This window comes from Chelatococcus caeni, from assembly GCF_014196925.1.
GTDB classification, from domain to species: Bacteria; Pseudomonadota; Alphaproteobacteria; order Rhizobiales; family Beijerinckiaceae; genus Chelatococcus_A; species Chelatococcus_A caeni.
In genome coordinates this window covers 549,150-567,281 of sequence record NZ_JACIEN010000003.1, presented here as the reverse complement: position 1 = coordinate 567,281, position 18,132 = coordinate 549,150, and the positions used below count along the sequence as shown (strand labels likewise).

General features: G+C 70.1%; 20 protein-coding genes. 14 read left to right on the top strand and 6 right to left on the bottom strand.

Annotated features, from left to right (window positions below):
- The first annotated feature begins 15 nt into the window (after nucleotides 1–15).
- Genes GGR16_RS15580 through GGR16_RS15570 form a run of 3 tightly spaced genes read left to right on the top strand, consistent with a single transcriptional unit; the run spans nucleotide 16 to nucleotide 2,328 of the window.
- Nucleotides 16–423 carry a 6-pyruvoyl trahydropterin synthase family protein gene (locus GGR16_RS15580; protein ID WP_183317150.1) on the top strand — a complete coding sequence of 136 codons (408 nt, stop codon included), beginning with the start codon at nucleotides 16–18 and terminating at the stop codon, nucleotides 421–423.
- The gene (locus GGR16_RS15575) at nucleotides 416–1,477 is read left to right on the top strand and encodes a glycosyltransferase (protein WP_183317149.1); all 1,062 of its coding nucleotides are present in this window, start codon (nucleotides 416–418) and stop codon (nucleotides 1,475–1,477) included. The genes GGR16_RS15580 and GGR16_RS15575 overlap by 8 nt, the downstream gene beginning before the upstream one ends.
- Nucleotides 1,474–2,328, top strand: coding sequence for a class I SAM-dependent methyltransferase (locus tag GGR16_RS15570; RefSeq protein ID WP_183317148.1), 855 nt, complete (start codon nucleotides 1,474–1,476; stop codon nucleotides 2,326–2,328). Before GGR16_RS15575 ends, GGR16_RS15570 begins: the two co-directional genes overlap by 4 nt.
- On the opposite strand, the gene GGR16_RS15565 is transcribed toward GGR16_RS15570, so the two are convergent.
- Both GGR16_RS15565 and GGR16_RS15560 read right to left on the bottom strand, forming a co-directional pair.
- Nucleotides 2,322–2,858, bottom strand: coding sequence for a cytochrome b (locus GGR16_RS15565; RefSeq protein ID WP_183317147.1), 537 nt, complete (start codon nucleotides 2,856–2,858; stop codon nucleotides 2,322–2,324). The genes GGR16_RS15570 and GGR16_RS15565 overlap by 7 nt on opposite strands.
- The gene (locus GGR16_RS15560) at nucleotides 2,830–3,591 is read right to left on the bottom strand and encodes a RibD family protein (protein ID WP_210289591.1); all 762 of its coding nucleotides are present in this window, start codon (nucleotides 3,589–3,591) and stop codon (nucleotides 2,830–2,832) included. Before GGR16_RS15560 ends, GGR16_RS15565 begins: the two co-directional genes overlap by 29 nt.
- A 273-nt stretch (nucleotides 3,592–3,864) precedes the next feature.
- Between GGR16_RS15560 and ribA the strand changes: the two genes are divergently transcribed.
- From ribA to livM, 5 genes are all read left to right on the top strand, one after another.
- On the top strand, nucleotides 3,865–4,974 hold the full coding sequence (ribA, locus tag GGR16_RS15555) for a GTP cyclohydrolase II RibA (protein WP_183317146.1): 1,110 nt from the start codon (nucleotides 3,865–3,867) through the stop codon (nucleotides 4,972–4,974).
- 155 nt (nucleotides 4,975–5,129) lie between these two features.
- On the top strand, nucleotides 5,130–5,840 hold the full coding sequence (locus GGR16_RS15550) for a fumarylacetoacetate hydrolase family protein (RefSeq protein ID WP_019403959.1): 711 nt from the start codon (nucleotides 5,130–5,132) through the stop codon (nucleotides 5,838–5,840).
- A gap of 196 nt (nucleotides 5,841–6,036) precedes the next feature.
- Nucleotides 6,037–6,951: an ABC transporter permease subunit gene (locus tag GGR16_RS15545; RefSeq protein WP_183317145.1), complete on the top strand. Its 915-nt coding sequence runs from the start codon at nucleotides 6,037–6,039 to the stop codon at nucleotides 6,949–6,951.
- A gap of 60 nt (nucleotides 6,952–7,011) precedes the next feature.
- Nucleotides 7,012–8,115: an ABC transporter substrate-binding protein gene (locus GGR16_RS15540; protein WP_019403961.1), complete on the top strand. Its 1,104-nt coding sequence runs from the start codon at nucleotides 7,012–7,014 to the stop codon at nucleotides 8,113–8,115.
- 83 nt (nucleotides 8,116–8,198) lie between these two features.
- A complete protein-coding gene (livM, locus tag GGR16_RS15535) occupies nucleotides 8,199–9,494 on the top strand; it encodes a high-affinity branched-chain amino acid ABC transporter permease LivM (protein ID WP_246373091.1) in 1,296 nt (431 codons plus the stop codon).
- Nucleotides 9,495–9,508: 14 nt separating this feature from the next.
- On the opposite strand, the gene GGR16_RS15530 is transcribed toward livM, so the two are convergent.
- Complete coding sequence (locus GGR16_RS15530; protein WP_183317263.1) at nucleotides 9,509–9,835, bottom strand: hypothetical protein; 327 nt, start codon at nucleotides 9,833–9,835, stop codon at nucleotides 9,509–9,511.
- On the opposite strand from GGR16_RS15530, the gene GGR16_RS15525 reads away from it, so the two are divergent.
- The 5 genes from GGR16_RS15525 to GGR16_RS15505 all read left to right on the top strand — a co-directional run bounded on the left by GGR16_RS15525 (nucleotide 9,830) and on the right by GGR16_RS15505 (nucleotide 14,716).
- Complete coding sequence (locus tag GGR16_RS15525; protein ID WP_343059797.1) at nucleotides 9,830–10,807, top strand: Glu/Leu/Phe/Val family dehydrogenase; 978 nt, start codon at nucleotides 9,830–9,832, stop codon at nucleotides 10,805–10,807. The genes GGR16_RS15530 and GGR16_RS15525 overlap by 6 nt on opposite strands.
- Before the next feature lie 29 nt (nucleotides 10,808–10,836).
- On the top strand, nucleotides 10,837–11,796 hold the full coding sequence (locus tag GGR16_RS15520) for an ABC transporter substrate-binding protein (RefSeq protein WP_183317143.1): 960 nt from the start codon (nucleotides 10,837–10,839) through the stop codon (nucleotides 11,794–11,796).
- Between the two features lie 175 nt (nucleotides 11,797–11,971).
- Entirely contained in the window at nucleotides 11,972–12,865 is an 894-nt protein-coding gene (locus tag GGR16_RS15515; protein ID WP_183317142.1) for an ABC transporter permease, read from the top strand.
- Nucleotides 12,862–13,656 (top strand): ABC transporter ATP-binding protein, encoded by a 795-nt coding sequence (locus tag GGR16_RS15510; protein ID WP_019403967.1) that lies wholly within the window; start codon nucleotides 12,862–12,864, stop codon nucleotides 13,654–13,656. Before GGR16_RS15515 ends, GGR16_RS15510 begins: the two co-directional genes overlap by 4 nt.
- A gap of 313 nt (nucleotides 13,657–13,969) precedes the next feature.
- Nucleotides 13,970–14,716 carry an SDR family oxidoreductase gene (locus GGR16_RS15505; RefSeq protein WP_183317141.1) on the top strand — a complete coding sequence of 249 codons (747 nt, stop codon included), beginning with the start codon at nucleotides 13,970–13,972 and terminating at the stop codon, nucleotides 14,714–14,716.
- Between the two features lie 3 nt (nucleotides 14,717–14,719).
- Here GGR16_RS15505 and GGR16_RS15500 read toward each other — a convergent pair whose 3' ends face one another.
- Entirely contained in the window at nucleotides 14,720–15,208 is a 489-nt protein-coding gene (locus tag GGR16_RS15500; RefSeq protein WP_183317140.1) for a YbaK/EbsC family protein, read from the bottom strand.
- Nucleotides 15,209–15,313: 105 nt separating this feature from the next.
- Between GGR16_RS15500 and GGR16_RS15495 the strand changes: the two genes are divergently transcribed.
- A complete protein-coding gene (locus GGR16_RS15495) occupies nucleotides 15,314–15,862 on the top strand; it encodes a hypothetical protein (protein ID WP_183317139.1) in 549 nt (182 codons plus the stop codon).
- A gap of 31 nt (nucleotides 15,863–15,893) precedes the next feature.
- On the opposite strand, the gene GGR16_RS15490 is transcribed toward GGR16_RS15495, so the two are convergent.
- Together GGR16_RS15490 and GGR16_RS15485 are read right to left on the bottom strand one after the other, a co-directional pair.
- Complete coding sequence (locus tag GGR16_RS15490; protein ID WP_183317138.1) at nucleotides 15,894–16,940, bottom strand: methyl-accepting chemotaxis protein; 1,047 nt, start codon at nucleotides 16,938–16,940, stop codon at nucleotides 15,894–15,896.
- A gap of 129 nt (nucleotides 16,941–17,069) precedes the next feature.
- Nucleotides 17,070–17,963, bottom strand: a complete 894-nt coding sequence (locus tag GGR16_RS15485) for a metallophosphoesterase family protein (protein ID WP_019400310.1) — start codon at nucleotides 17,961–17,963, stop codon at nucleotides 17,070–17,072.
- Nucleotides 17,964–18,132: the final 169 nt, after the last annotated feature.

Below are 18,132 nucleotides of genomic sequence, written 5' to 3'. Positions count from 1 at the left end.
TCGAGGGAGGGTGCCATGTATGCCGTCGAGGTTCGTGACCACGTCATGATCGCCCACAGTTTCCGCGGTGACCTGTTCGGGCCGGCGCAGGCCCTGCACGGGGCGACCTTCATCGTCGATGTGGCTTTTTTCCGGAAGGAGCTGACGTCGGAGGGGGTGGTCGTCGACATCGGCCGCGCCCACGAGGCGCTGAAGGCGGTGCTCTCGCCGCTCAACTACCGCAACCTCGACGACCTGCCGCAGTTCGCGGGCCGCAACACGACGACGGAATTCCTGAGCCGTCATATCTTCGATGCGATGGCGGAGGCGGCGCGCGGCGGCGCGCTCGGGCCGGGCGGGGAGGGCATCGATCACATCCGCGTGACGCTGCACGAGAGCCACGTGGCCCGGGCGTGGTTCGAGGGGCCGGTGGCCCGTGCCTGACGTCGTCTTCGCCATTCCGGGCGACCTCGCCAGCCCGACGGGCGGCTACGCCTATGCGCGACGGATGCTCAACGACCTGCCGGCGCAGGGCGTCGACATCGTCCACCTGCCACTGGCGGCGGGCTTTCCCTTTCCGACCGATGCCGAGCTTGCGGCAACCGCGGCGGCCTTCGCGGCTACGCCGCGCGACGCCGTGCTCCTGATCGACGGGCTCGCCTGCGGCGCCCTGCCGGCCTCCCTGCTGCGCGGCTGCGGCAGGCGGTGCGTGGCGCTGGTGCACCATCCGCTCGGCCATGAGACCGGCCTTTCCGACGCGGCGCGGCGGCAGCTCCTCGCCAGCGAGCGTGCGGCGCTTGCGGCGGTCGATGCCGTCGTCGCGACGAGCGTGCCGACGGGCCGGGTGCTCGCGAGCGAGTTCTGTGTTGCCGCCGATCGGCTGACGATCGCGGAACCGGGCACCGATCCGGCCTCTCGCGCGCCCGCCGATGGCGAGCCGCCGCATCTCATCGCCGTCGGGGCCGTCTCGCCGCGCAAGGGCTATGACGTTCTTGTCGCGGCGCTCGCGCGCCTTTCCACGCTGCCGTGGCGTGCCACCATCGTCGGCAGCCTCGACCGTGCGCCGGAGGAGGCGGCGCGGCTGCGGGCGCTGATCGCCGGGGCGGGTCTTTCCGGGCGCATCGCGCTGGCCGGCGCCTGCGACGACGCGGCGCTGGAGCGCGCCTACGCGTCCGCCGACCTCTTCGTCATGGCATCGCATTACGAGGGCTACGGCATGGTCCTGACGGAAGCGCTGGCGCGCGGCCTGCCCGTCGTGACGACGCGCGTCGGGGCGGCGGACGAGCGCGTGCCCGATGCCGCCGGGCTCAAGGTGCCGCCGGGCGATGCGGCTGCCCTTGCCGCAGCGCTGGAGACGGTCCTTGGCGACCGGGAGAGGCGTTCGGCCATGGCGGATGCCGCCTGGCATGCGGGACAGGCGCTGCCGCGCTGGGACGATGCCGCGGCCGCGATCGCCGGCGTCGTCCGCTCGCTGGCCGGACGGGGGAGGGCGGCGTGAGCGGCTTTTCCGCCGAATGGCTCGCCCTGCGCGAGCCGGCCGACCATGCGGCGCGCAACCGCGATCTCCTGGCTGCGACCGCCGCGGCGGTGGCGGACCGGCAGCCGGTGCATGTCCTCGATCTCGGCTGCGGCACGGGGTCCAACCTCCGGGCGACGGCGCCACAGCTCGGCCCGGAGCAGTACTGGCGGCTCGTCGATCACGATGTCCTCCTGCTCGCGAAAGCGCGCGAGGAACTGCGCCGCTGGGCCGATGCGACCCTCGCCGAGGATGCCGGTGGCCTGGTGCTGTCCGCCGCCGGGCGGCGCGTCGCGGTTTCCTTCATCGCGCACGACCTTTCCGACGGGATCGGGCCGCTTCTCGTGGTGCCCACCGATCTCGTGACGGCGGCCGCCTTATTCGATCTCGTGTCGCCGGCGTGGATCGAGGCCTTCGTGCAGGCGGTCGCGGCGGCAAGGCTGCCCTTCTATACGGCGCTGACCTACGACGGCCGGGAGGCTTGGGAGCCGCCTCATCCGGACGACGAGGCGGTGCACGGCGCTTTCCTCGCCCACCAGCAGCGCGACAAGGGCTTCGGTCCGGCGGCCGGGCCGCGTGCAACCGGGCTTCTCGCGGGCGGCTTTCGTGGTGCGGGCTATACCGTCAGCGAGGCGGCGAGCCCCTGGCGACTGACCGAGCGCGAACGGGCGCTCGTCGCGATGCTCGCCGACGGCACGGCTGCCGCGGTGGGCGAGACCGGACAGGTGGCGGCGGACCGGCTCGCCGCCTGGCGCGCTGCACGTGCTCAGGCATCGCGCTGCCTTGTCGGTCACGCCGATCTCCTCGCCGTGCCGACGTCAGACGATCAGTAGCGGCGGGCAGGCAGCATCCGCTCCAGCACCCCGTCGCGGCGCACGAAGCCGTGCCAGAGGCCGGCGCCGATATGCAGGGTCGCGAGCGCCGCCAGCGTGAAGGCGGCGAGCTTGTGCAGGCCGAGCAGCGTCTCCGACAGGGCCTCGTCCTTGGGGAGGATCGGCGGCAGCACGAAGAGGCCGAAGACCGTGATCTGCGCCCCGAAGGCCGAAGTCCCGGCCCAGCCGAGCAGCGGCACCAGGAAGATGAGCACGTAGAGCGCCCGGTGCACCGTGAGGGACAGGATCTGCAGCAGGCGGCCGAGCGAGGGATGGGGCGCCGGCGCTCCGCGCACGAGGCGGACCGAAAGGCGCACGGCCGCCAGGGTGAGCACCGTGACGCCGAAGGAGCGGTGCAGGTCGTAGAGGGTGTTCTGCGTCGGGCCCGGCGCCGCGTTGACCATGGCGATGCCGAGCGGGATCGTGGTCAGGATGGCGAGGGCGGTGAGCCAGTGCAGCCACTTAGCCGCCGGGCCGTAACCCTCGTGCATCGGTCTCGGCGACAAGGCTGGCCTCCACGTTGCGGCGCCTCATGTCACAGTCGAACAGAACGTCCCCGTCGGCAAGCAGATAGATGTCGGTTGCCGGCCTGAGCGCCTCGCTTAGCGGGCCGATGGGCGCAAGCTCGAGCCCGGCCCGTCCCGAGCCGATGATGATGGGCGCGACGAGGAGGTGCAGCCGGTCGATGCAGCCGGCATCGAGGAAGGCCGAGATGGTGCGCGCGCCACCCTCGATCAGCAGGCGGCGTAGCCCGCGGGCGGCGAGCGCCGCGACGATGGCGTGCGGATCGAGCCGGCTGCCGGCAAGCGGCAGGACGACCTCCTCGACCCCGGCCGGGCGCGGGACGGAGGCGCCGCCCACCACGAGGCGCCGCGCGTCCGGGCTCGTCATGCAGCGGGCGTCCGGCGGCAGGCGCCCGCGCGGGTCGAGCACGACGCGGGCGGGGTTGCGGCCGGCAACGCGCCGGACGGTGAGCTGCGGATCATCCGCGATGACCGTGCCGACGCCGACGACGACCGCATCGACGGCCGCCCGCAGGCGATGGAGGTGGTCGAGCGCCGCAGCGCGGTTGATGTAGCGGGAATCACCCGTCGGCGTCGCGATGCGCCCGTCGAGCGACTGTCCGAGCTGTGCGACGACGAGGCTGGCGCCCTCCGGTACATCGGCTATGCGCGCAAGCGCGCGATGTGATAAGCAATCCACCGGCGTGGAACTCCCGTCCATCTCGTCGGGTGTGGTCACAGGGCCCTCTTGCTGCTGCATGGTTTCCCGCCGGGTGGGGCATCGTCGTTCGTCGAAGGCATGCCCTGTTCATACATCCGCAACGGCCGTGCCGCCATGGCATGGCCGGCGCCGCAGGAGACATATCAGCCGTCGCGCAGCAGGAAGAACCTTGCCGGACCTCGTTTCAATACACATGTGTCGCATGTTTTGCGGTTCGTGAGGACCGGCAGATTTCACGGCCACAGAGCTATGGCCCACGAGAGTTCACCGCCGATGAGTTCAGATTTTATCAAGGATCGCGGCCAGATCAGCGTCGAGCGGGCGCTGGCGGAGTTCCGTGCAGGCCGCCCGGTCCGCATCACCGGGCGCGGCACGTCGGTGCTGGCTGTGGGGATCGAGGGCCTCGACGAGGAACTCGCGGCGGCGCTGGAGCGCAAGGCGGCCGATCGGGCCCGGCTCGTGCTGCCAACGGCGCGCCTGCGGCGCCTCGGGGCGGAACGGGCGAGCGCCGGCATCATCGCCCTGCCCGAGATCGACCTGCGGCGGGTGATGCATCTGTCGCTCGCGAGCGATGCGCGGCTTGATGCGCCCGTCGGCTGCCTGCAGCCGCTCGACGAGGCGGCGCTCGAACTCGCGCGCCTGTCGCTCGTCCTGCCGGCGGTCGTCACCGTGTCGGTCTCGGCGGAGGATCCGGCGCTGGCCGATGTGGTGGCCGTCTCTGAAGACGACATCGCCGCCTTCCGCCGCAGCCAGGTGCGTTCGCTGCGCATCGTCGGGCGCGCGCCGGTGCCGCTCGAGGGGGCCAGCGAGACGGAGTTCGTCGTCTTCCGCGGCGGCGAGGGGCTGCGCGACCAGGTGGCCATCGTCGTCGGCCGGCCGGACCTCGCGCAGACGGTGCCGGTGCGCCTGCACTCGGCCTGCCTCACCGGCGACCTCTTCGGCAGCCTCAAGTGCGACTGCGGCGACCAGTTGCGCAATACCGTGCAGTGGATGGCGGAGAACGGCGGCGGCATCCTGCTCTATCTCGACCAGGAAGGGCGCGGCAACGGCATCGCCAACAAGATGCGCGCCTACAAGCTGCAGGCGCAGGGCTTCGACACCTATGACGCGGACGAGATCCTCGGCTTCGGGCTCGACCAGCGCCGGTTCGACTTTGCCGCCGAGATGCTGCGCCAGCTCGGCGTCGCGAGCGTCAGCATCATGACCAACAACCCGGAGAAGATCGCGGCCCTGAAGGCGGCGGGCCTTGCCGTCGTCGACGAGCAGCGCGTGATCGGCCGGCCGACCAGCGAGAACATCCGCTATCTCGCGGCCAAGCGCGAGCGTGCCGGCCACTTCATCGACATCGACGCGCTGTCGGCGCATCTGCCGCCGCGCGACTGACCGGGCGAGGGCACCTCGCCTAGAGCAACGGCGCCGACAGACCTCACGGTCCGTCGGCGTTCTTCGTTCCGGCCCGGTCGGCCGCCGGCGGGCGTCGACGCGCCCTTGTCCATGGCCTATAGCAGGGGCGTTGCGACGATTCCGAGAGGCCGCCGATGAAGACGCTGTTCGCCCTGCCGCCCACGCCCGTCATTCCCGTGGTCGGCCGCGAGGCCGGCTTCCCGGTGCGCCGCGTGTTCTGCGTCGGGCGCAACTACGCCGAGCACGCACGCGAGATGGGGCGCGACCCGGACCGCGAGCCGCCCTTCTTCTTCACCAAATGGGCCGAGACGGTGGTGCCGGGGGGCGGCGAGATCGCCTATCCGCGGCAGACGAAGAACTATCACTTCGAGCTCGAGATGGTCGTCGCCATCGACGGGGCGGGGCAGGACCTCGACGAGGAAGCGGCGGCGAAGATCGTCTTCGGCTATGCCGTCGGCCTCGACATGACGCGGCGCGACCTGCAGGCGGCGGCGAAGGATCTGGCCCGGCCGTGGGACTTCGCCAAGAACGTGGAGCAGTCGGCGCCGGTCGGCGCCATCACGCCGGCCGCGGAGATGGGCCCCTTCGAGCGCGCGGCGATGGAGCTCAAGGTCAATGGCGCAACGCGCCAGCGCGGCGACATCGCCGACATGATCTGGCCGGTGGCGCCCATGCTGTCCATCCTCTCGCGCTTCTACCGGCTGGAGCCCGGCGACCTCGTCATGACGGGGACGCCGGCCGGCGTCGGGGCGGTGGTGCCGGGGGACGTCATCGAGGCGACGATTGCGGGCCTCACGCCGCTGACGGTGACGATCACGCAGCCGTCTTCGCCCGACGGAGCCTGAGAGCGATCGGCGAAGGCTGCGCCAGACACCTGCGCCCATTGCCTCGTGGCGGCGGGAATGCTCCTCTAGGCAGCCGGCTGGTGCCTTGCACATGCGGTGTTGGTCAGTTGCACTGACCCATCCTCTTGCAAAAGCGCGGGCCGCGAGTAGTCTCGTGGCAGCTCATAAGGCCGCATAATAAAAGGGGGGAAACGCCGTGGGCTATTTTGTGGACCAGCTCATCAACGGGCTGACCCTCGGCTCCGTCTATGGCCTCATCGCCATCGGCTACACGATGGTCTACGGCATCATCGGCATGATCAACTTCGCCCATGGCGAGGTGTTCATGATCGGCGCCTTCATCTCCCTCATCGCGCTGCTGCTGCTCGCCCAGCTCGGGGTCGCGGCGGTGCCCGTGGCCATCCTCGTGGCGCTCGTGCTCACGGCGGTCTTCACGGCCTTGTGGGGCTTCGTCGTCGAGCGAATCGCCTACCGGCCCCTGCGTGGCTCCTTCCGCCTCGCGCCGCTGATCTCGGCCATCGGCATGTCGATCTTCCTGCAGAACCTCGTGCAATTGCTGCAGGGCGCGCGGGTGAAACCACTGCCGCCGGTGCTCACGGGGCGCATTTCGCTCGGCTCGATCGGCGACCATCAGCTTTCGGTGGCCGTGGTGCAGGTCGTCATCGTCGTCGTCACCGTGGTGCTGATGGCCGGCTTCAGCCTGCTCGTCTCCCGCACCGCGCTCGGCCGCGCCCAGCGCGCCTGCGAGCAGGACCGGCGCATGGCCGAGCTCGTCGGCGTCAATGTCGACCGCACCATCTCGCTGACCTTCGTCTTCGGGGCCGCGCTCGCCGCCGTCGCCGGGCTGCTCTACACGATCTACTACGGCTCCATCGACTTCTTCATCGGCTTCTTCGCCGGGCTCAAGGCCTTCACCGCCGCCGTCCTCGGCGGCATCGGCTCGCTGCCCGGCGCCATGCTCGGCGGGCTGCTCATCGGCCTCATCGAGGCGCTGTGGTCGGCCTATTCCGACATCCAGTACAAGGACGTGGCGGTGTTCGCCATCCTCGTCCTCATCCTCCTCTTCCGGCCGACGGGACTGCTCGGCCGGCAGGAGGTGGAGAAGGTGTGAGCGCGCGAGACCTGCGCACCGCCGGCGCTGCCGGACGGGGCGGTTAAGGGAGGAAAGACCATGAATGCGATGACGAAACTGATGCTGTCCGCCTGTGCCGCCGCGCTTCTGGCGGCGGCGCCCGCGCGGGCGGACGTGACCTTCGCCCTCGGCATCCCCGCCACCGGCGGGCAGATCGCCGCCATCGGCGCCCAGGCGCGGCTCGGCGCCGAGGCCGCGGTGAAGGCCATCAACGACAAGGGCGGCATCAAGGGCGAGAAGCTCGTGCTCGAGATCGCCGACGACCAGTGCGACCCCAAGAGCGCGGTGAGCGCCGCCAACCAGGTGGTGTCGAAGGGCATCCGCTTCGTCGTCGGCCACCTGTGCTCCGGCGCTTCGATCGCCGCCTCCGGCGTCTATGACGAGGAAGGCATCCTGATGATGACCGCCTCGGCGACCTCGCCGGAGCTGACCGAGCGCGGCATGAAGCTCGTCTTCCGGGCCTGCGGCCGCGACGACCAGCAGGGCGTCGTCGCGGCCAAGTACATCGCCGAGAAGTTCAAGGACAAGAAGGTCGCCATCGTCCACGACAAGCAGGTCTATGGCCAGGGTCTTGCCGAGGCGGCCAAGAAGACGCTCGCCGAGGCCGGCGTGAAGCCCGCCTACGAAGGCTCCGTCAACGCGGGCGAGCGAGACTTCTCGGCCCTCGTCGCCCGCCTGAAGCAGGAGGGCATCGATGTCGTCTATTACGGCGGCTATCACACCGAGCTCGGCCTCATCGTGCGCCAGGCGCGCCAGGCCGGCCTCGAGACGCGCTTCGTCGGCGCGGACGGCCTCGCCACCAACGAGTTCTGGTCCATCGCCGGCGAGGGCGGGGCGGGCACGCTCTTCACCTTCAGCGCCGACGTGAAGGCGAAGCCTTCGGCCCAGAGCGTCTACGAGGAGCTGAAGAAGAGCGGCGAGCCGGACAACTTCGCCTTCTACTACTATGCCGCCGTGCAGGCGCTGGCCGATTCCGTCGCGCGGGCTGGCAAGGAGCCCGAGGCGGTGGCCGCGGACCTGCGCGCCAACGGTTTCGAGACGGTGGTCGGCACCTTCCGCTTCGACGCCAAGGGCGACCTCATCGACCCCGAATACGTCATCTTCGAGTGGCGCGACGGCGCCTATGCGCCGACGAAGCTCTGATCCTTTGCCGGAGCGGGCCGCCGGCCCGCTCCGTTTCCTTCATCTGCCGCCTTCCTGAATTCCGTCGGCATCGAGAGCCCGCGATGCAAGCCTCCTCCGCTTCCCCGGTCACCGACAGGCTGCGCGCAGCGCTGCGCGAGGCGGCGATCGCCGGCATCATCATGATCGGCATCGCGCTTCCGCTCGTCGGCTTTCGCCTGCAGGAGACGCCGGGGCAGGGGCTCGGCATCGTCTATCGCTTCGACCAGGTGGTGATCGCCGGGCTCGTCGTGGCCGTCGGCCGCTTCCTGCTCGCCCTGTTCAGGCCCGAGCTCAGGGAGCTGCGCGGGCGCCTCGCCCAGGGCGGCGCGCGCACGGTGCGCGGCGGGCTCGTGTCGCAGACGGCCATCGGGGTCGCGGCCTGCCTTCTCGCCTTCGCGCTGCCCTTCCTGCCGATTGCCGACCGCTACATCGTCGATACCGCGACGACGGTGCTCATCTACACGATGCTCGGCCTCGGGCTGAACATCGTCGTCGGCCTCGCCGGGCTGCTCGATCTCGGCTACGTCGCCTTCTACGCCATCGGCGCCTATTCCTTCGCGCTCCTTGCGGCCTACTACGACTTCTCGTTCTGGATGTGCCTGCCGATCGCCGGCATCATGGCCGCCTTTCTCGGCGTCATCCTCGGCTTTCCGGTGCTGCGCCTGCGCGGCGACTATCTCGCCATCGTGACGCTCGGCTTCGGCGAGATCATCCGCATCATCCTCATCAACTGGGGTGCGCTGACCGGCGGGCCGAACGGCATCACCAACATCCCGCGGCCGAGCTTCTTCGGCGCGCCCTTCGCGCGTACGGCCCCCGAGGGCGAGGTGCCCTTCCACGAGCTCTTCGGCCTCTCCTTCTCCTCCATGCACCGGGTGTTGTTTCTCTACTATCTCATCCTGGTGCTCGTGGTGCTGACGGCGGTGATCGCGGCACGCCTGCGGCGCCTGCCCATCGGCCGCGCCTGGGAGGCGCTGCGCGAGGACGAGGTGGCCTGCCGGGCGCTCGGGGTGAACGCGACGCGCGTCAAGCTCTCCGCCTTCGCCATTGGGGCGATGTTCGGCGGCTTCGCGGGCACCTTCTTTGCCACGCGCCAGGGCTTCATCAGCCCGGAGAGCTTCACCTTCATCGAATCCGCCCTGGTGCTCGCGATCGTCGTCCTCGGCGGCATGGGCAGCCAGCTCGGCGTCGCGCTCGCCGCCATCATCGTCGTCGCCCTGCCGGAGATGACGCGCGAATTCGCCGAACTGCGCATGCTGCTCTTCGGCGCCGCCATGGTGCTCGTCATGGTGTGGCGCCCGCGCGGGCTCATCGGCACGCGCCGGCCGAGCGTGACGCTGGCGCGCTTCACCGGCTGAGCCGGCGTCCCCGGTCACTCATCAATTGTCGTGATGTTGTGAAGTGCCGTGCGGCCCGGCATGTCATAAAATTGCCCGGACAAGAGCGCGCCGGCAGCGATGAAGTCGGGCCAGGTGGTTTCCAAGTACGATCGTTGCGCGGTCGCGATTTCCTGTAAATTATTGAGATATAAAGGCTTTATTTCTTCTTTTTGTGTGCTTCCGCGCCGTCGCGCGCTATTATTCCGACCAATCGGGAGGAAAATATCGTGCTGATGACATCGACCGCATTTCGGGATCACGAGGAGGTCGCGTTCTTTCGCGACCCGCACAGCGGGCTCAAGGCGATCATAGCGGTGCATTCGACGGCGCTCGGGCCGGCGTGCGGCGGCGTGCGCTTCCATGCCTATGGGGACGAGCAGGAGGCGATCGACGATGTCCTGCGCCTCAGCGCCGCCATGAGCCTCAAGAGCGCGCTTGCCGGCCTGCCGCTGGGCGGCGGCAAGTCCGTCGTCGTCGGCGATCCGGACAAGGACAAGACGCCGGCGCTGCTCGCCGCCTTCGGCCGCGCGGTCGAGCGCCTCGGCGGGCGCTACATCGCCGCCGAGGACGTGGGCATGAGCCCGTCCGACATTGCCGTCGTCGGCGGCGAGACGCGCCATGTGGCGGGGCTCGACCAGGGCCCGGCGGCGAGCGGCGATCCTTCGCCCGTCACGGCGCGCGGGGTGTGGCGCGGCATCGAGGTGGCGGTGCGCCACCGCCTCGGCCGCAACAGGCTCGAGGGGATCACGGTCGGCGTGCTCGGCCTCGGCCATGTGGGCGGGGCGCTGGCCGGCCTCCTCAGCGACGCCGGCGCCCGGCTCGTCGTGGCGGACATCGCCGAGGAGCGGTGCCGGACCGTTGCGGACCGGTGCGGCGCGCGCATCGTCGATGTCGATGCGATCGTCGGCGAGCGGCTCGACGTCTTCGCCCCCTGTGCGCTCGGCGGCATCCTCAATGCCGAGACCGTCGGGCGGCTCGAGGCGCCGGTGGTCGCCGGCGCGGCCAACAACCAGCTGGCCGACGAGGTCATCGCCGATGCGCTCCACGCGCGCGGCATCCTCTATGCGCCGGATTTCGCCATCAATGCGGGCGGCATCGTCAATGTCTCCGCCGAGATCGCCGGCAATTACGACCGGGCTCAGGTGATGCAGCGGGTGGACCAGATCGGCGACACGCTCGACGAGATCTTCGTGCGCGCGGCGCGGGAGGGGCGCTCGCCGCATTTCGTCGCTGTCGATCTGGCGCAGGAGCGTCTTGACGCGGCACGCACGGCGCGGCAGCAAACGCGGTGAGGAACATTTCTGAACCGGGAGGGGTGAGGATGCATAAGGGAACAATCGTCGGCGCATTGGCCGGCTTGCTGCTGGGGGCCGGTCTGGCCCAGGCCCAGACGCCGAAGGTCGCCATCACGGCGATCGTCGACCATCCCGCCCTCGAGGCGGTGCGCGACGGGGTGAAGGAAGGCCTCGCCAAGGCCGGCTACGCCGAGGGCAAGGACGTCACCTTCGTCTACGAGAGCGCCCAGGGCCAGGCCCCGACGGCGGTGCAGATCGCGCGCCAGTTCGTGGGCGACAAGGCCTCCGTCATCGTCGCCATCTCGACCCCGTCGGCCCAGGCCGTGGCGTCGGCGACGAAGTCGATCCCGGTGATCTTCAGCGCCGTCACGGATCCAGTGGGCGCGCAGCTCGTGAAATCCGCCGAGAAGCCGGGCGGCAACGTCACCGGCGTGTCGGACATGGCGCCGTTTGCCGACCAGCTCGCCCTCGTCAAGGAGATCACGCCGAACGTGAAGACCATTGGCGTGCTCTTCAATCCGGGTGAAGCCAATTCCGTCACCTCCCTCGCCATGATCAAGGCCGCCGCCGAGAAGCTCGGCCTTGCCGTCGTCGAGGGGCCGGCGACGAAATCGGCCGAGGTGCAGGCCGCGGCGCGCGGGCTCATCGGCAAGGCCGATGCCCTCTTCGTGCCGACCGACAACACCATCGTTTCGGCCTTCGAGGCGGCGGTGGGGGCTGCCCAGCAGGGCAAGATCCCGGTCTATGCCGCCGATACCGACAGCGTGGCCCGCGGGGCGCTCGCCTCCGTCGGCTTCAACTACAAGCAGATCGGCCTCGAGACGGCCGAACTCGTCGCGAAGGTGTTGAAGGGTGAGAACCCTGGCGACCTGCCGGTGGTCTTCGCGCAGGGCACCGACCTCTACCTGAACAAGGGGATGGCGGCCAAGCTCGGCATCACGCTGCCGGAGGCGCTCGTCGCCCGGGCCACCAAGGTCGTCGACTGACGAAGCGGACCGTCGGCCAATTTCACGGGGGCGCACGCCGCGGCTGTGGCGTGCGCCCCGATTTGCGAGAAAGCGTTGCGGGGCGGCGCCCGGCACGCCACAGTCAGGAGCCCTGCAGCGGGCGAGAGGCCGGGGGCGGTCCCGGCGCGCCGGTGCAGGTTGAACAGGTCATCGCATGAGTCAAATCGCCCTCGTGGGTGCCGTCGAGCTGGGGCTCGTCTATGCGCTTGTCGCCCTCGGCGTCTATCTCTCCTTCCGCGTGCTCGATTTTCCCGATCTGACGGTCGACGGTTCGTTCCCGCTCGGCGCGGCCGTGGCGGCGACGATGATCGTGTCCGGCTTCGATCCCTGGCTCGCGACCTTCGTCGCCATCATCGCCGGGGGGCTCGCGGGCTTTGCCACCGCCTTCGTCAGCGTGCGCTTCGGCGTGCTGCACCTCCTCGCCTCGATCCTCACCATGATCGCGCTGTTCTCGGTGAACCTGCGCATCATGGGCCGGCCGAACGTGGCGCTCCTGACGCAGGAGACGGTGCTGACGCCCTTCCTCGACCTCGGGCTCGACGACCTGTGGGTGCGACCGTTGTTCCTCGCCGTCATCGTTCTCGTCGCGCTCATCGGCCTTGCCTGGTTCCTGCGCAGCGAGACGGGTCTCGCCATGCGCGCCACCGGCGCCAATCCGCGCATGGCGCGGGCGCAGGGCGTGCGCGTCGGCGCGCAGGTCATCGCCGGCGTCATGCTGTCGAACGCGCTCGTCAGCCTCGCCGGGGCGCTCTTCGCGCAGACCAACGGCTTTGCCGACGTCACGTCCGGCGTCGGCACCATCGTCGTCGGCCTCGCCGCGGTCATCGTCGGCGAGACGGTGATGCCGTCGCGGCGCCTGTGGGTGGCGCTCGTCTCCTGCATCGCCGGCGCGGTCATCTATCGCCTTGCGGTGCAGCTTGCGCTCAGCGCCGATTTCCTCGGCCTGCAGGCTTCCGACCTCAACCTCGCGACCGCCCTCCTGGTGCTCGTCGCGCTGGTGCTGCCGAAGCTGCGCGGCCGCGCGCTTGGCCGGAGGGCCCGGGCATGATCGCCGTCGAGAATCTCTCCGTCGTCTTCAACGCAGGCACGCCGCTGGAGCGGCGGGCCTTGCGCGGCGTGTCGCTCGCCCTCGCCGATGGCGAGTTCGTCTGCGTCATCGGCTCCAACGGCGCCGGCAAGTCGACGCTCCTCGGCGCCATCGCCGGCGACGTGTCGGCGGCGTCCGGCCGCATCCTCGTCGCCGGCCAGGACGTGACGCGCCAGCCGGCGGAGGCGCGGGCGCAGCACGTCGCCCGCGTGTTCCAGGATCCGCTGGCCGGCAGCTGCGGCAATCTCTCGATCGCGGAGAACCTCGCCCTCGCCGCGGGCCGCGGCAGCCGGCGGGGTTTCGGCAACGCCCTGCGCCGCGAACGGGCCGAGATGCTGCACGCGCGCATCAAGGAGCTGGCGCTCGGCCTCGAGGACAGGCTCGACCAGCCGATGGGCTCGCTCTCGGGCGGGCAGCGGCAGGCATTGTCGCTCGTCATGGCGACGCTCGCTCCCTCGAGCGTGCTGCTGCTCGACGAGCACACGGCCGCGCTCGACCCGCGCAACGCCGATTTCGTGCTCGACCTCACGCGCACGCTCGCCGCGCGCTTCGGGCTCACCGTGCTCATGGTGACCCATTCCATGCGCCAGGCGCTCGACCTCGGCACGCGCACCATCATGCTGCACGAGGGCCAGATCCTGCTCGACGTCTCCGGCGAGCACCGCAGCAAGCTGACCGTGGAGGACCTCATCGACGCCTTCCGCAAGGCGCGCGGCGAGGAGCTGGCCGAGGACCGGCTGCTGACGAGCTGAGCGGGAAAAGACATCTCGTGGGACTGCGAGCGGGCTTGATCCTCCCCCGTATGGGGGAGGTGGCGCTGCGAAGCAGCGACGGAGGGGGCCATCGGCTGAAAACTCGCGCGTCGTTCCCAGCCTTGACCCCACCCGTCTCGCGCCTTCGGCGCGATCCACCCTCCCCTGAAGGGGAGGGATCAACGGCGCTTGTCTTCGTTGTGACTGTCCAGCGGCACGCCGCTTGAGCGGCGCTGCTCCACCGCTGCGGCGAGACAAGCCGGTCGCAAAATGCTAGCCAGCAGCGATTCATTCGCACTCAAACGGAGGCGTCATGAGACTGAACGGCAAGGCGGCGCTGGTGACGGGCGCCGCGTCGGGTTTCGGCAAGGGCATTGCGGCCACCTTCGCGCGTGAGGGCGCGCGCGTCGCCGTGCTCGACCTCAACCTGGCGGCGGCCGAGGCGACGGCGGCCGAGATCGGCGGCGGGGCCATCGCCGTCGCGGCCGACGTGGCGCGGTGGGACGAGGTCGAGGCCGCGGCAAAGACGGTTCTCGCCGCCTTCGGCCGGCTCGACATCCTCGTCAACAACGCCGGCGTCAGCCACCGCAATCAGCCGATGCTCGATGTGAGCGAGGCGGAGTTCGACAAGGTCTTCGCCGTCAACGTCAAGTCCATCTATCTGATGGCGAAGGCCTTCGTGCCGCAGTTCCGCGCCCAGGGCGGCGGCGCTATCCTCAACATCGGCTCGACGGCGGGCATCCGGCCGCGGCCGGGCCTTGCCTGGTACAACGCCTCCAAGGGCGCCGTGAACCTCCTGTCGAAGTCGATGGCCGTCGAGCTCGCGCCCGAGGGCATCCGCGTCAATGCGCTCGCGCCCGTCGCCGGCGAGACGCCGCTGCTCGCCACCTTCATGGGCGAGGACACGCCCGAGAAGCGGGCCGCTTTCCGCGCCTCGATCCCGCTCGGGCGGCTGTCGACGCCGCAGGACATCGCCAATGCGGCGCTGTTCCTGTGCTCGGACGAGGCGTCGATGATCACCGGCTCGGTGCTCGAGGTTGACGGCGGGCGCTGCGTCTGAGGATCAGGCGACCGTGATGGCCGTGGCGCCGGTCGCTTCGGCGAGGCGCCGCGGATCGACGGGGAAGACGGTCGTCGGCGTGCCGGCGGCCGCCCAGACGATGTCATGGGCGAGGAGATCCGCGTCGATGAAGGTCTGCAGCGTCTCGACATGGCCAAACGGCGGGATGCCGCCGATGGCGTAGCCCGTCAGGGCCCGCACCTTGCCGGCATCCGGCCGGCGCAGCGCCTCGCCGAGGGTCGCGGCCGCCTTCTTCTCGTCGACACGGTTGTTGCCGGCGACGAGAAGGAGATAGGGCCGGCCGCTGTCGGCGCCCTCGAAGACCAGCGACTTGATGATGCGCTCGACGCCTGTGCCGCAGGCCTCCGCCGCCTCTTCCGCCGTGCGGGTCGGCCGGTCGTGCACGGCGATGGTGATGGCGAGGCCGAGCCTGCGCGCCGCCTCGGCCACGCGCGCCGAGCTTGCCGGCAGTTCCTGTGTCGTCTCGCTCATTCCCTTCGTCTCCTTTGCCTCGTCCCGGCTTTCTGCCGCATTCGCAGCGAGCGGCCGATGGTCTACCATGGCCGCCGGGCGGCCGACGCCGCGCATGGAAGAGAGATGAACGAGCATCCTCCGTCAACGCAAGGGGAGAAGGGCGACCTCAGGGAGGCCGTGCGCCGGGCACGTCTCGAAGATGCCGAGCGCTCCGACGTGGTGGCTGAGTTGAGAAGCGGGGCGCTGGCACGCCTCGAACTCGTCGCGGCGGCGCTGGCGCCCGTCCTGGCTGAACTGCCCGAGGGCATCGACCTCTTCGACCACGGCCTCGTCGCGGGCGAGCAGCCGCGCTTCTATGTCGACGTGCTCGCCTTCGTCGAGGTCGACCGCGACCGGCGCACCTACCGCTTCCTCGTCGATACGCGCCATGGCCGCCGGGTGCTGGCCGCCAGCGAGGATGTCGACACCATCCGGCGGGCGGTGACGGATTATGTGGCGCGGCGGCTCGTCGAGCGCGAGAAGGCGCTGGCCGCCGACGGCGGCCTCGCGGCAACACCGCTGCCGCCGCCGGCCAACGGCCATGGCGGCGACCTCCTCTTCGCCTTCGTCATGGGGGCGATCGTCGGGGCGACGCTGTTCTATCTGGCGCTGTGGTGGAAGGTTCTGGGATAGGCGCCCGGGATGAAGCCGGATCAGGGTGAGTTCAGGGTTCTTGGCGGATGACGCCGTGCCAGCCGAGGCCGGCATAGGTCTCGTAGCCGGGTGTCTTGTGGAAGGCGACAGTGGCGCCGCCGGCTTCCGTGTAGAAGCCGGATTCGCGATCACTGGTGACGAGGTTGAAGCGCTCGCTCAGCACGCCCTTGCCGTCGCTTGCCGCGATCACCCTGTTGTGCGCGTCGAGAAGCAGGACGCGCGAGCGCTGGCGCTCCTCCGGGCGCAGGCGCACGCCCTCGACGATGGTGCGCGCCTGGGGTTCCCAGTCGAAATGGATGGCGAGGAGGCCGAGCGGCCGGCCGTTTGCCGTGCCGCCCTCGCGCACGCTCGCGGCATAGGTCGCGGTGCGGGCGCCGCCGAGCAGAGGCTCTAAGGCGATGTCGCCGGCGTAATAGTCGTCGCCGCTGGCGAGCGCCTTGCCGCGGACGAACCAGTCGCGGTCGCGCACCTCACGGCCGGCGACGGCGAAGCGGTCCGGCCGGCCGGAGGCGAGGATGCGCCCGTCGAGGTCGCAGAGCCACAGGTCGAGATAGACGGTGTAGGCCGAGAGGATCACGCCCATGCGCTTGCCGGCGTGGCGGCAGCCCGCATCGGTCGGCTGCCCGGCGGCATCGACGATGGCGGAATCGGTCGCCCACCAGCGCACGTCGCAGGTGCGCTCATAGAGATTGCGGTCGATGATCTCGATGGCGTTGAGGGCGAGATCGACGAGGCGCTGGCCCTGGGCCTCGCCCGCCATCAGCCGCGTCAGCTGCTCCAGGGCCGCGATCTCGCCGGCGAGTTCCCGTTCGAGCGAGCTGGCGATGCCTTCGACCTGCGAGGAGGTGCCGCGCACCTCCTGCGCCACCACGGAGAAGCCGCGCCCGGCATCACCCGCCCGGGCGCTCTCGACGAGCGCGTTGAGGGCGAGGATGCGCAGGCGCTGCGTCACGGAGCGGATCTGCCCCACCTTGGCATTGGTGAGGTCACGCGCCGTCGCCGTGCGCGCCGCGATGTCGCTGAGACGGATGGAGCTGTCGCCGTTGACTTCCGCCATGACGTGTTCCCGTTGAGCGCCCGGCCCGCCGGATGACCGGCTGGACAGCCGGAGGCGTGACGGCCGGTAAAACGGACGGAATCTAGGTTGCCGCGCTTGTGCAGGGCTGTCGGCGCGGGGTGGCGATCGTCAGGGGGCCGGCGTGAAGTCGAGCCTGCCGATTTCCTCGATGGCGCCTTCGCGCGTCAGGCCGCGGGTGAGGCCGGTGATGCGCGAGCGTGCTCCGTCCGGCTCGATGGTGAGGAGATGATAGCCGGCCCGGTGCGTCCACGTGCCCTTGATGGCCGAGCAGGACGGTACGCCGAGGATCGGCACCGGCCCGTGCTTGCCCTTGATATGGGTGAGGGAGGTGCGGTGATTGTGGCCGTGCAGCACCAGCTCCGCGCCGACGCGGGCGATGACCTTCTCGAAGGCGGCGGCGTCGGTGAGGCTGCGCCCCACGGCGGTGCCACCGCGCAGGGGCGGGTGGTGCAGCATGACGATCCGGCACAGGCCCTCGCGGTCGAGGTCGTCCATCATCGCCTCGAAGGCGGCGAGCTGCGGCTTGCCCAGCGTGCCGCTGGCGACGAAGGGCATGGTCGGCACGGCGGAGGACAGGCCGACGAAGGCGATGCCGTCGCGGCGGCGCAGATAGGGGAAGGCGCTGGAGGAGGCGCCGTCGCTCGCCATCCACGGCCACAGGGCATTGGCCAGCGGCTTCAGCGAGCCGCGCACATAGGCATCGTGGTTGCCGGGGACGAAGGAGACGAAATCCGGCGCGCCGAGACGTTCGAGGAAAGCGCGCGCGATGGGGAATTCCGAGGCGAGGCCGATGTTGGCGATGTCGCCGGTGAAGGCGATATGGTCCGGCCGATGCTCCCGCATGTCCTCGATCAGCCGCTCCAGCACCGTCATGTCGTGCGCGACCTTGCGGCCACGGCGCCAGTTGACGTACCCCGTCATGCGCTTGCCGACGAGCTCGCGCAGCCTGGGCTGTGGAATGGGGCCGATATGCGGATCGGAAAGGTGGGCGATGAGATACATTGGCATTCCAGGTGGACTGCCAAGGCATCGCCGCTCAGAGCCCGCGCGTCAAGCCGCAGGCGCTGACAAAGCGTGGTTGTGACGCGCAGTCAGTGCTGCGCGTCGGGAATGAGGGTCGAAATGAGCTGCGGATCGTCGAGCTGGACCGCAGGCTGCCACGCATAGCTGC